Source organism: Ruegeria sp. H4 (assembly GCF_056533065.1).
Map to the genome: position 1 here is coordinate 243,695 of NZ_JBQFOC010000002.1, position 13,110 is coordinate 256,804.

Annotated in this window: 10 protein-coding genes and 1 tRNA gene; 4 read left to right on the forward strand and 7 right to left on the reverse strand. The window is 56.5% G+C overall.

Going from position 1 to position 13,110, the window contains the following annotated elements; genetic code table 11:
* Positions 1 to 10: 10 nt before the first annotated feature.
* Complete coding sequence (gene cls, locus ACR0KG_RS12675) at positions 11 to 1,423, forward strand: cardiolipin synthase (protein ID WP_480549116.1); 1,413 nt, start codon at positions 11 to 13, stop codon at positions 1,421 to 1,423.
* On the opposite strand, the gene ACR0KG_RS12680 is transcribed toward cls, so the two are convergent.
* Positions 1,413 to 1,868 (reverse strand): potassium channel family protein, encoded by a 456-nt coding sequence (locus ACR0KG_RS12680; protein WP_480541330.1) that lies wholly within the window; start codon positions 1,866 to 1,868, stop codon positions 1,413 to 1,415. The two genes, cls and ACR0KG_RS12680, sit on opposite strands and share 11 nt — an antisense overlap.
* Positions 1,869 to 2,042: 174 nt before the next feature.
* Here ACR0KG_RS12680 and ACR0KG_RS12685 point away from each other — a divergent pair, with 174 nt between their 5' ends.
* From ACR0KG_RS12685 to ACR0KG_RS12695, 3 genes are read left to right on the forward strand one after another with little or no spacing between them, the layout of a single operon-like run.
* Positions 2,043 to 2,690 carry an ABC transporter ATP-binding protein gene (locus ACR0KG_RS12685; protein WP_480549114.1) on the forward strand — a complete coding sequence of 216 codons (648 nt, stop codon included), beginning with the start codon at positions 2,043 to 2,045 and terminating at the stop codon, positions 2,688 to 2,690.
* Positions 2,687 to 5,101 carry an FtsX-like permease family protein gene (locus ACR0KG_RS12690; RefSeq protein WP_480827482.1) on the forward strand — a complete coding sequence of 805 codons (2,415 nt, stop codon included), beginning with the start codon at positions 2,687 to 2,689 and terminating at the stop codon, positions 5,099 to 5,101. Before ACR0KG_RS12685 ends, ACR0KG_RS12690 begins: the two co-directional genes overlap by 4 nt.
* A complete protein-coding gene (locus ACR0KG_RS12695) occupies positions 5,091 to 6,131 on the forward strand; it encodes a lipocalin-like domain-containing protein (protein ID WP_480827483.1) in 1,041 nt (346 codons plus the stop codon). The genes ACR0KG_RS12690 and ACR0KG_RS12695 overlap by 11 nt, the downstream gene beginning before the upstream one ends.
* Here the strand turns inward: ACR0KG_RS12695 and ACR0KG_RS12700 are convergent, their stop codons facing one another.
* From ACR0KG_RS12700 to ACR0KG_RS12725, 6 genes are all read right to left on the reverse strand, one after another.
* Positions 6,132 to 6,563, reverse strand: coding sequence for a universal stress protein (locus tag ACR0KG_RS12700; protein WP_480827484.1), 432 nt, complete (start codon positions 6,561 to 6,563; stop codon positions 6,132 to 6,134).
* Positions 6,560 to 9,172, reverse strand: a complete 2,613-nt coding sequence (locus ACR0KG_RS12705) for a TRAP transporter permease (protein ID WP_480827485.1) — start codon at positions 9,170 to 9,172, stop codon at positions 6,560 to 6,562. The genes ACR0KG_RS12700 and ACR0KG_RS12705 overlap by 4 nt, the downstream gene beginning before the upstream one ends.
* Positions 9,173 to 9,274: 102 nt before the next feature.
* A complete protein-coding gene (locus tag ACR0KG_RS12710; protein ID WP_480827486.1) occupies positions 9,275 to 10,243 on the reverse strand; it encodes a TAXI family TRAP transporter solute-binding subunit in 969 nt (322 codons plus the stop codon).
* Positions 10,244 to 10,562: 319 nt separating this feature from the next.
* Positions 10,563 to 11,774, reverse strand: a complete 1,212-nt coding sequence (locus ACR0KG_RS12715; RefSeq protein WP_480549110.1) for a glycosyltransferase family 2 protein — start codon at positions 11,772 to 11,774, stop codon at positions 10,563 to 10,565.
* Between the two features lie 338 nt (positions 11,775 to 12,112).
* Positions 12,113 to 12,817: a class I SAM-dependent methyltransferase gene (locus tag ACR0KG_RS12720; protein WP_480549109.1), complete on the reverse strand. Its 705-nt coding sequence runs from the start codon at positions 12,815 to 12,817 to the stop codon at positions 12,113 to 12,115.
* Between the two features lie 161 nt (positions 12,818 to 12,978).
* Positions 12,979 to 13,064, reverse strand: a tRNA-Leu gene (locus ACR0KG_RS12725).
* Positions 13,065 to 13,110: the final 46 nt, after the last annotated feature.

Sequence of the window (13,110 nt, forward strand, 5' to 3'; positions counted from 1 at the left end):
CTGAAAACAAATGTGGACAGTATTGGTATCTGCGGCCGTCTTTGCACTTTATGTTACAGCCGCTATCTTCTCGCTCAGGGCAGCGCAGACAGCTCGCACACCGCAAGGTGCGGTTGGCTGGGTGGTCTTTCTAATTGCCGCCCCTTTCTTTGCCGTACCGATGTATCTGTTTCTGGGTCACCACCGTTTTCACGGCTATCGCATCGCCCGGCAAGAAAGTGAGCGCGTGGTCGAAGGGATCAAAACATTCGCCGATCACTCCAAGCCAGACCCTGAGAAAATGTCGATCAATCCCCGACCGTTCGAATTTCTGGCCCATCTACCCGTTTCGCGCGGCAATGGGGCAGAGCTGTTGATTGATGGCGATGCCACATTCGATGCGATTTTCGAAGCCATTGATGCAGCAAAGAACTACATCCTGATCCAATTCTACATCGTGCGCGCCGATGAATTGGGATTGAAGCTGCAGGAACGGCTCATCGCGGCCTCAAACCGCGGGGTGCATGTGCGGTTCATGACCGACGCGGTGGGCAGCTATGGCTTGCCGTCCGACTTTCTGGAAACCATGCAGAACGCCGGGATTGATGTCGCCGACCCGAAGGAACAGCGCGGCCCGAATTTTCGCTTTCAGTTGAACTACCGCAACCATCGGAAAACAGTGGTGATCGACGGAGAGACCGGCTTTATCGGCGGACACAATGTTGGTGTAGAGTATCTCGGTCAGGGCGAAAAGTTCGGCCTCTGGCGTGACACTCATGTAAAGATCACCGGCCATATCGTTCGCCAGCTACAGTTGATTTTCACCGAAGACTGGCACTGGGCCCGTGGTGAGGACCTGATCGATGATCTGGACTGGGCTGGCAGCGAATCTGATCAGGACATGAACGCGCTACTCGTCGCAACCGGGCCCGGCGATGATACCGAAACCGGCGCTATGATGTTCTTTTCGGCCATAGCCGAGGCAAAAGAGAGGTTCTGGATCGCCTCGCCCTATTTTGTGCCCGATATCGACGTCATGACCGCGCTTCAACATGCGGCGATGCGTGGAGTGGATGTGCGTATCCTTGTGCCCGAGGTGATCGATCACCGCCTGCCCTGGCTGGCCGCCTTTGCCTATTTTGATGAGGTTCGAAACTGTGGTGCGCGGGTGTTTCGATACACCGATGGTTTCATGCATCAAAAGGTGTTTGTGGTCGATGATACTCTGGCTGCGATCGGGACAACTAATCTGGACAACCGATCATTCCGGCTGAATTTTGAAGCAATGGCGTTGTTTTTTAATGCTGAGGCCGCACAGGCGGTGGAACGGATGCTTCTGGCTGATTTCGATAAAAGCTATGAACTGACGCGATCCTTGTTCCAGCAACCGGTCTATATTCGATTTGGTGCGCCCCTGGCCCGTTTGTTTGCGCCTATTCTTTAGGGGGTTGGCCCAAGGAAAAGAACCGTTCCTGAAACACCCGGGACATCAGCGCAACCATATAGGCCGTTGAAAGTCCAAAGGCCAAAAGCCCGGTAACCGACGCAAAAGATCCAAAAATCCTTAGCGCCTCACCCAAAACGATATCGCCATAGCCCAGCGTGGTGAACGTCACCAACGAGAAATACAGAGCCGTATTCCAATCCGGCAGCACCTCAAGTAAGACCCAAACGATCGCCCATATCCACACCTGAATTGTGTGTGTCAAAACGATAAACGCCAATGCGACGGCAATCGGGGCGGCAGTGGCCAGAAACAGCCCATGTTTTGACCATTTCGGCTCCATTTTGATTACAAAGATCGTGCACCAGGCCAGAAAGAATATCTCGACCACAAAGCAGAGCCCCAGAAAGGCACTGCCCCAAACAATCTGGTGCAGCAAGCTCATGTTTTTCCACCCTGTTCCGCGATGATCCCTTGAGTATTAGAATGGACTCTGCGGCGGAAAGGCACAAGACCGGCGTGCCCTCAATGTACCTGCGGCGAAACGCATCGGAGGGCGTTCGGCACTGGACATGGGTGAGTTCCGTTGCACATCCTGCATGAAAAAGCGGGGCAGATCATGCTGTTGACGATCGACAAGGTGCAGAAATCCTATCCTGGTGGGCGACCTGTCCTGCGTGATGTGTCGCTGACTCTGGATCACGGGCAGACACTGGCCCTGACCGGTGAAAGTGGCAGCGGCAAATCCACCTTGCTGAACTTAGCCGCTGCTTTGGATAGCTTCGATGCGGGTGAGATCACACTGGATGGCGTTGCCCTGACAGCGCTTGATGACGCAGGGCGTGCAGGGCTACGCCGTACTCAGGTCTCGCTGGTGTTTCAACAGTTTAACCTGATCCCGTCGCTCTCGGTGTCGCAAAACCTCTCCTTTCACGCCCGCCTAGCTGGCTGTCATGACCCGGCCTGGAGCACCCATCTGGCTGATCGACTGGGGTTGTCCGATTTGCTGGATCGTTTCCCCGAAAACCTCTCTGGCGGCCAGCAACAGCGCGTTGCCATTGGCCGCGCCATGGCTGCGCGGCCCAAACTGCTGCTGGCGGATGAGCCTACGGGTAACCTGGACGAAACTGCCAGTGCCAATGTTCTGAACCTGATGCTGTCCCTGGTTGCCGATACCGGGGCCGCTTTGCTTTTGGTGACCCATTCACAAGACATTGCCGCTCGGCTCGACCGGCGCGTGCATCTGGCCGGTGGTCGCATCGAATGACCAAGGCCGTCATACAGGCGCTGCTATCACATTGGCGCGCGCATTGGCTGCAACTGGCGACGCTGCTGATCGGCATCGCCTTGGCAACCGGTCTGTGGTCTGCTGTGCAAGCAATCAACGCCGAGGCGCGCGCAAGCTATGCGCGGGCCAATGCGCAGCTGGCCTTGGGGCAGTTTGATGAGTTGCGCGATCCAAGCGGCCCCGTCCCTTTGTCCCGATATGCCGAGCTGCGCCGGGCGGGCTGGCAGGTCGCTGCCGTTCTGGAAGGTCCTTATCGCGCCCAGGGTCGTACCCTGCGGGTGATGGGCGTAGATATGGTGGCCTACCCTGCCTTGCCTGCGGTGACGGAAACCGAGCAGAGCGTTGATCCACCAGAGCCGGCCGATATCTTGACGGCTCCGGGCCGCTTGTTTGTTCATCCGGACCTTGCGCCGCTATTGTCTTCGGTTGAAGGATTGCCGCCGATCATCCTCAGCACGTCTCTGCCTGCCGATGTGATTTTGACCGATATCGGCGTGGCCGAAACCCTACTGGACCAACGCGGCAAGATTTCCCGTCTTGTGGTTTTGCCGAACCAGCCACGCGAGCGTCCGCCCCTGTCGCAGATTGCACCTGAGCTACAGCAGATCAGCCCGGCCTCGCAGGTCGATACGGCGCAGCTGACGGACAGTTTTCACCTGAACCTGACCGCCTTCGGATTACTGTCGTTCGCCGTCGGGTTATTCATTGTGAACGGTACCGTCGGGCTCGCCTTTGCCCAACGGCGCGGCATGATCCGAACCTTGCGCGCCTTAGGCGTTTCGATGCGGCGGCTGGTGTGGATGGTGTTGGTCGAACTGACGGTACTGGCCTGTATCGGCGGGGCTTTGGGCCTGATCCTGGGTTTCTTTCTGGCAGGTGCGTTGCTGCCGGACGTGGCCGCAACCTTACGCGGGCTTTATGGCGCACCTGTCACCGGGCAGCTGAGCCTGCAGCCAAGCTGGGCGCTGGCCGGTCTGGCCATGGCGCTTCTCGGAACCTTGGGGGCCAGTGGTCATGCGCTGTGGCGTCTGTCACGTATGCCACTGCTCGAAGGGCCCGGCATTCAGGCCTGGAGCGGTAGCGGCCAATCACATAGCCTGACCGGGATGGTCGGAGTTTGCCTGATCGCCTTCGGATGCGCCCTCTATTTCGGCGTGGGTGGTCTGCTTGGGGGTTTTGCACTGCTCGCTGGGCTGTTGACCGGTGCGGCACTGGTTTTGCCGTGGTTCCTGTCGCTTGTCCTGACGATCTTTGCCGGGAAAGCACGCGGGCCGGTGTCTCAATGGATTTGGGCAGATATGCGGGCGCAACTGCCTGGCCTTTCCTTGGCACTGATGGCCCTGTTGCTGGCGCTGGCGGCCAATATCGGTGTCGGTACGATGGTATCGAGCTTCCGGCTGACCTTTGTCGGCTGGCTGGATCAACGCCTGACTTCGGAACTGTATGTTACCGCCGAAGATGATCGGCAAGCGCTGGAAATTACGGATTGGCTTGCTCCTCAGGTCGATGCAATTCTACCCATCCGCAGTGTCGAATTGGCCCATGAAACCGGCCCGCTGTTCCTGTATGGCGTGGTCGATGACCCGGTCTACCGGGATCATTGGCCGTTGATCGCGCGATCAGATGGCGATTGGGATCGGGTGATGTCAGGACAGGCAATCCTTATTAACGAGCAACTGGCCCGGCGCGCGGACCTTTGGCCCGGAGATGCTCTGGCGCTTTCTGCAACGGCCTCTCTGCCCATTGCAGGCGTCTATTCCGACTATGGCAATCCTACCGGTCAGGCCATCGTGTCGATGTCCCGTATGGATCAGATCGCGCCGGGGGCCGAAGCAAGACGGTTCGGTATTCGTATGAACCCAGATCAAGCGACGGAGATGGCACAATCCCTACGTACAAAGTTCGAAATGCCTCCACGCAGCGTGGTTCAGCAGGCGGCGATGAAGGCGCAATCCAGGGCGATATTCGAAAATACCTTTGTCGTGACCTCTGCCTTGAATATCCTGACCCTTGGGGTTGCCGGATTTGCCATTCTGACCAGCCTGCTTACCCTTTGGACGCAGCGCCTGCCCCATATCGCGCCGGTCTGGGCCTTGGGTCTGAACCGTGCGCAACTGGCCGGGTTCGAGCTGTTGCGCAGTGTCCTGCTGGCCGCATTGACCGCCTGCCTGGCTTTGCCCTTGGGGCTGGTTCTGGCCTGGGTCTTGCTAGCCGTCATCAATGTGCAGGCCTTTGGATGGCGCCTGCCAATGTTCCTGTTCCCTTGGGATTGGTTGTATCTGTTCCTTCTGACATTACTGGCCGCATTTGTCGCGGCGGCCCTGCCTGCCCTGCGATTGCTGCGACTGCCCCCAGCCAGCTTGCTGAGAGTGTTTGCCAATGAACGTTAGAGCGTTTCTTCTATTCCTGCTGGTCTGGCTACCGACACCCTTATTAGCGCAGGGCTATGCCGGTTTGGGCGGATCGGCAGACGGGTTTGACGTGCCACAGCGCGGGGTTCTATTCGAGTTCCCAAAGGATCACGGGCCGCATCCCAGCTACCGGATCGAGTGGTGGTATCTGACCGCCAATCTCAAAGGGGATGACGGGCGCGACTATGGCATCCAGTGGACCTTGTTTCGCTCGGCCCTCAAACCCTTTGACCTCGACGATTGGCAAAGCCCTCAGATATGGATGGGCCATGCCGCTGTCACCACGCCTGAACGACACTACTTTGCCGAACGCCTGTCACGCGGCGGCATAGGTCAGGCAGGCGTCACGAGCGAACCCTTCGCCGCCTGGATCGACGAATGGCGCATGAGCGGTCCGGATTTCGACACGCTGTCCCTGACCGCAAACGGAGAGGATTTCGGGTACACCCTGTCCCTAAATGCCCAAGGCCCATTGGTGTTTCACGGCGAGGATGGTTATTCCGTCAAATCCGCCGATGGGCAAGCCAGCTACTATTATTCTCAACCCTTTTATGCGGTCGAAGGCACGTTGCACCTGCCTCAGGGCGATGTCACCGTCAGCGGTTCGGCGTGGCTGGATCGCGAATGGTCTTCGCAACCCTTGGCCGAAGATCAAAGCGGATGGGATTGGTTCTCGCTGAGTTTTGACGATGGCGACAAGCTGATGGCTTTTCGGCTACGCGGGGATCGCGGCGATTTTACGGCTGCCACTTGGATCAATGCGGATGGCAGCACCGAAGCACTGCCAAACGGCTCCGTCACCTTCACACCGCTTGAGGCCGCGCAAGTGGCCGGTCGGGATGTGCCAATCCTATGGCAGGTCAGCCTGCCGGATCGGGGGCTAGACGTCGATGTCGCTGCCCTAATCCCGGACGCCTGGATGGCGACACGATTTGAATATTGGGAAGGCCCGGTCATTGTCTCAGGCAGCCACGCGGGACGCGGCTATCTGGAAATGACCGGGTATTGATCAGCGCACCACGTAGACCGAGGCTGTGGCGTGGCGCACCACACGCGCAGCATTGGGACCCAATAGATAGTCTTTGAAATCCGGTTTATGGGCACCGATCACGATCAGGTCGGAGCCGGCGCCCTCTGCTGTTTTCAGGATTTCCTGATAGGCCGTGCCAGTCGCCACCACGTGGCGCATAGCGGCATTGCGTTCCACTCCAAGTACTGAGACGCAAAGGTTGGCCAGCTTGTCATGCGCCTCGGCCAGCGCCTTATCATGGAAGTCGGGCTCGAAAAAACCCGATACCCAGCTTTCGCCGAAATCAGGAAGCACGGTCACAACATCAAGCTGCGCCCCGTCCAGATCCGCCAGCCTAGCGGCTTGTTTCAAAACCGGACTATCCAGATCGCCATTGCTGATATCGACAGCGCAAAGAACTGATTTGGTCATGCTGTCACCTCTTCTTGTCTGGCGGCCCGGCCGCGTTGCAGGAAGGCGATCAGAGCCAGCAGGATCATCGCCGGTATATAGACCAACTGTTTCGGAGGCTGGCTGGACGGCAAGCTGACCGAGGTCAGACGTACCGGCTCATCCCCATAATAGTCGAAGATACCCAGATCATCGGCCACAGGCGTGCCAAATAGAGGCTCCTCAAGCTTGATCAGTCCATCTTCGGGGATCAGGATCAGCCCCATCGCCTCGACCCGCGCCGCGCCACCCTCTTCGTCGCCAACGGTGACAACAACGGTGGTGTCGGCCATTTCGAGCGTGTCGAAATCCGGGCCGGATATGACCAGTCGCACCTCAGACCCTGGCGGTGCTTGACCTATCGTTTCTTCAAACGCAGCGGGTTCAACCGACTGGAACGGAGGCGAGATGCGGTCCATGAAATAATCTGGCCGGAACAGCGCAAAGGCAACAAAGATCAGCGCGATGCTTTCGTAGATGCGGCTATGGGTCAGGAAATAGCCCATCGTGCCAGCCGTAAAGACCAGAATAGCGATGGTTGCAAATATAGCGACGATTATGCCTTCGACCCACGTCACGTCGATCAACAGAAGGTCGGTGTTGAAGATGAAAACGAAAGGCAGTGCTACGGTCCGCAAGCTGTAGAAGAACGCGGTGAAACCGGTCTTGATCGCATCACCGCCCGAAACGGCTGCGGCCGCGAAGCTTGCCAAACCAACAGGCGGCGTCACGTCCGCCATGATCCCAAAGTAGAATACGAACAGGTGCACCGCGATCAACGGCACGATCAGCCCGCTTTGCGCACCCAGTTCAACAACCACTCCGGCCATCAGAGAGCTGACGACGATATAGTTCGCCGTGGTCGGCAGGCCCATCCCCAGGATCAGGCTGAGGATACCGACCATGATCAACATCAGGATCAGGTTGCCGCCCGACAGGAACTCGACCAGATCGGCCATTACCTGACCCACACCAGTCAGGGTCACAGTGCCCACGATCACGCCTGCGGTGGCCGTGGCCAGAGCAATCCCGATCATGTTGCGCGCCCCGTCGATCAGGCCTTGCCACAAATCAGCAACACCGTCGATGAAGCGGTTGTAGACCTCGCTCTCGCCCCGGAAGATCGCCTTGAGCGGCTTCTGCGTCAGTAGGATCACGAACAGCAGCGCCGTTGCCCAGAAGGCCGATAGACCCGGCGATTTCTGCTCGATCATCAGGAAGTAGACCAGCACGATGATCGGCAGCAGATAATGCAGACCAGCCTTGTAGATGTCGGCGATAACCGGCAGCTCGACCTCTTTGGCGTTTGGATCGTCCGGCTCAAGGTCAGGGACCTGCGCGGCCAGATACAGCAGAGCGACATAGACCGCACAGACGATCAGGCTCAGCACCATGCCAGCGGCCGTTGGCACCATGCTGGTGACCGCATCGACCGGGTATTGCGAGCCGTAGCATAGGCCCGCAAAGACGATGAAGAAGGACAGCATCCCAACCACGGTCCGCGCAAGGTGAACCTCACGGTTGCCCAGCGTCGGCATGTTCCGCTTCACGGCTTCCAGATGCACGATATAGACCAGCGCGATGTAAGAGATCGCAGCCGGCAGGAAGGCATGGGTGATGACCTCAACGTAGGAAATACCCACATACTCCACCATCAGGAAGGCCGCAGCCCCCATCACAGGCGGCATGATCTGGCCGTTCACAGACGAGGCAACCTCGACCGAGCCTGCCTGTTCACTGCTAAAGCCCACGCGCTTCATCAGCGGGATGGTGAATGTGCCTGTGGTGACAACGTTGGCGATGGACGAGCCAGAGATCAGACCGGTCGCCGCCGAACCCACAACAGCCGCCTTGGCCGGGCCGCCCCGCAGGTGGCCGAGGGCCCCGAAAGCCATCTTGATGAAGTAGTTTCCTGCCCCGGCCTTATCCAACAAAGCCCCGAACAGCACGAACAGGAACACAAATTTTGTTGAGACACCAAGCGCGATGCCAAACACGCCCTCGGACGTGATCCACATGTGGCTCATCGCCTTTTTCAGGCTGGCCCCTTTCCAGCGGATAACCTCAGGCACCCATTCGGAAGATCCAAAGAATACATAGGCGAGGAAAATCGTTGCAATGATTGCCATTGCCGGGCCAAGCGCGCGTCGCGCGGCCTCGAACAGCAACAGCAGACCGCACAATGCAACCCATTTGTCGGTATCATCTGCAAGACCGCCCGCATTGACGATCTTGTCATAGAAAAAGTAGCCATAGAGCGCGACAAACGCGCCCAACAGGCCCATGATCCAATCCTGTATGGGGATATAGTCACGCGGGCTGGATTTCAGCGCCGGATAGGCCGCAAAGGCCAGAAACATCGCAAAGGCCAGATGAAACTGCCGTGAGTTGTTCACAATGCTGCCTGGCAGCACATAGTTCGCTATGGGCGAGGCCAAAACGACCTGAAAGATCGACCAGATCGCTGCCACAATGGCCAGGAAAATCCCGACATTGCCGACCGGATTACGTCCGCCCGCATCAGATGACGCCACTAGTTCCTGTAGCTCTTCTTCGGATAGCGGACGATTGGATTGTGTGTCGGAACTCATGCAAATGTCTCCCCGTCGCGACCATTTTTGGCCTTCTGAAATACCCGCTTTGTGCGGGTTTGGGTTGCAGGGCGCCCGTAGGCGCCCTGCTTTAGGTCTGGCTTACTGAATCCAGCCTTTTTCTTTGTAGTACTTCTCGGCGCCCGGATGCAGCGGAGCCGACAGGCCGTCCGCGATCATCTCTTCGGGCTTGAGGTTCGCAAATGCCGGGTGAAGCTTTTTGAAGTCATCGAAGTTTTCGAAGACCGAGCTGACAACCGCATAAACCGCGTCATCCGACACATCCGCCGAGGTCACGAAAGTCGCGCCCACACCGAAGGTTACTGTGTCGCCGTCCGAACCACGGTACATGCCACCAGGAATGGTCGCAGTCCGGTAGAACGAGTTGTCGTCGACCAGCTTGCTTACCGCGTCACCGCTGACGTTCACCAGAACCGAGTCGCAAGCTGTGGTCGCTTCCTGGATCGAGCCCGAGGGGTGACCCACGGTGTAAACCATCGCGTCGATCTGGTTGTCGCACAGAGCCGCCGACTGTTCGGCCGCCTTCAGCTCGGTCGCCAGTTCGAAATCGTCGGTGGTCCAGCCCATTTCGCCCAGCAGCACTTCCATAGTACCGCGCTGACCGGAACCGGGGTTGCCGATGTTAACGCGCTTGCCCTTCAGATCTTCGAAGTTGGTGATGCCGGAATCGGCACGCGCCACAACGGTGAACGGCTCGGGATGAACCGAGAAGACGGCGCGCAGGTTCTCGAAAGGACCGGCCTCTTCGAATTTCGAGCTGCCGTTATAGGCGTGGTACTGCCAGTCAGACTGCGCCACACCAAACTCCAGCTCGCCTTCACGGATGGTGTTGATGTTGTAAACGGAACCGCCGGTCGATTCGACCGAGCAGCGCACGCCATGTTCCTTGCGGCCTTTGTTCACCAGACGGCAGATCGCGCCACCGGTAGGATAGTAAACGCCAGTCACGCCGCCGGTGCCGATTGTGATGAATTCTTCGGCATAAGCCGCAGGTGCCATCATTGCAGCGGTCACAAACGCGCCGAGGCTAAGCTTGCTGCTGTTTTTCATGTAAAAACTCCCATTTTTTTAGTGTGGGCGGTAAAAGCCAAAATCCCTGCAATAGCGAGGGAGCGCGCTGGTATCTTAGAACCGGCTGCCCTGCAACTGCTGCTACTTTTGAATTTTTCCAATGTCTCCCAACATCTTCGAGGTTTCATTCAGATACAATGAATGTCAAGACCAGCCCCGCGTAGATCGCGCCAAAGCAGCATATCTGAGGCTGTTTTTTGAACTTTCCCCGTTAAGCCATCAAAGACGAAGCGGGCTGCCCGCTTACACGGACAGCCCTGTGAAACTGTTGGTCAGCATTCTCCTAAGATCGGAAAAGTCAGTCGGAATCGGTGTTCTGTTCCCGAGTTGGAATCTCAATAATCCCGAACAAGAATGCGGCAAAGGCGGTTTGTACCGAAACGGCCATCAGGCTGAACCCGGCCACGGTCAGGCGTGTTGGCAGCGGGTTTTCGATGTTCCCAAACCCCAGGCGCGCCCATTGGCCGAACGCCACGCCGAACAGGATGACACCGAACAGGAACAACCAAAACGCAAATAGGGCGATATTGTCGGTAGTGGCCCAAGTTCGAAGAATCCGGCTGGGCTCTCCCACTGGCAGCAATCCGCTCCGGGTCGCTATCATCCGTGCCAAGGCGCCAAAGGTCAGCAACTGGGTTCCAAGGATGGTGATCACACAGGCGGCGATAAAGGTGTTTGTGCCCAACTCAACCGAGCCTGCAACCTGAACAGGACCGAACATCAGGATCAGGGCGGCCAGCCCGCCCAAAACGCTGAAAAACAACCCCGGATAGACAAACAGCCAGCGCGGATTGTGCATAAGCAAAAACTTGAGGTGGCGCCACCCATCCCGCCAAGTACGCAGATGCGGCGGGCGGCTTCGACCATCGGGCCGCAGGGTGGTCGGCACCTCAGCAATTTTCAGACGCGACATCGCGGATCGCGTCACCATTTCGGAGGCAAATTCCATACCGGAAGTGTGCAGTTGAAGATCCCGGATCGAGTCACGCCGAAATCCGCGCAAGCCGCAGTGGAAATCACCAATATTGATGTTGAACAAAAGCCGGCCAATGAAGCTGAGCACCGGGTTACCCAGATATCTGTGCAGAAATGGCATCGCACCATCCGAGATACCACCTTTGAACCGGTTGCCCATGACCAGATCGTTTCCGGCCCGCAGCGCTTCGACAAAGGGATCCAGGCTAGAGAAATCATAGCTGTCATCTGCATCGCCCATGATCACATAGGTGCCCAAGGCTGCATCGATCCCGCCCGACAGCGCCGCGCCGTATCCCTTTTGCGGGACATTCACAACACGCGCATCCAGAGCCTGAGCCATTTCAATCGAACCATCGGTGCTGCCATTGTCGGCAATCAGCACCTCGCCTTTAATCTGCGCACGTTCAATAAAATCCTGCGCTTTCTTAATACAAATCTCGATTGTTTCCGCCTCGTTCAGACAAGGCATCAAAATCGTAAGTTCAAGCGCGTCAGTCTGGCCGACGGGCTTGGCGGTTTCCGAGTTTCCCACCAATGGAACGTACCTTTCAAATCAATACACTAACCAATATTCCACGCACGGATCAGATTTGTAAGTGAACGATATGCGACATCTGCCGCTGTTTGAGTGATTGTTGGCAACAAAGCCACCACAAAACCGGCATTAGTTCCCAGAATCATAAAAACGCACAATTCAATCCGCGCAGCGAACTTAGGTGGTTTTTAGATTCAGGTACAGCTTTGTGAAGTCGAAACCTGTCCAGACTAATACCCAACAGATAACAAATCTGTGGCAAGGGTTATCAGCGATCACATGTGATGCCTACACAGTTTTCGTCCGCTGTCACTGTACCATTGGAACGACGGAACCTAGTTTGCTTTCTTGGTTATCGCTACCTGACCATTCAGAACCGGAATCGCCTTGTTTAGGTTTGTGAAAAAGCACCCAAAATACAGCAGGCTTTCGATTTCTTCTTCCTTCTCTGAAATAAACTGTGTCACAGCTTTGGTAACACCAGGGTGATCTGAGTTTGCATAGTCATCAAACATCATAAGCCCATCTGGTTTCAGCAAAGGCCAGCAAATGCGCGCATCTGTCAAACAAGCTTCAAACCTGTGATCTCCATCGATGAAAATCGCGTCATAGGTTGGTTTATGTTCGTGACGTTTTACAAAATCAAGAGACGTCGAACGGTCTAGAGTATAGCCGAGCTTTCCAAAAAGTTGAGATGTGTTTTCATAGATGGATTGAGCGCCCTGTTTGTTGCTCCAATATGCGCCAGTATACGGATCGGAATCGTCACCCAGATACGGGTCAACACCCGTGAATGACGCAACATTTGTTTTGCTTGTCGAAATATGTGACGCCCAGCCCCCCTTAAAAACCCCGATCTCGAGCATGTTTATGGGATTGTTAGAAAACTTCTTTTCAAAAATCTTCAACCAAATCGGTATCCTTTCAGATACATGTACAGAAACGATGTTCTCGGTCCATTTTGGTTTGAAGGTTGACGGATCTGGATACTCCCAAATACAGCCGTCAGGAACGCCATCAATCAAAAACTTGCTCTGCATCATACCTCCTAGACGCGCGAAACGACCCCGCATGGACTCTGCAAGAACCGTCATAAAAGGCAAGACCCAAGAATGGAGCTGAGGAAGTTTGAACGTTGGCTCCAGAAAGCTGCCGCAATAAAACCAAGAGAGATAAGAAACTCTTCAAGGACTTGAGATTGTGGTGCCCAAGGAGAGACTCGAACTCTCACGCCCGTGAAGGCGGGGGATTTTGAATCCCCTGCGTCTACCATTCCGCCACTTGGGCCACGGACACTGGATTAGCGCCCCCGCGCGGGAAGGTCCAGAGGCAA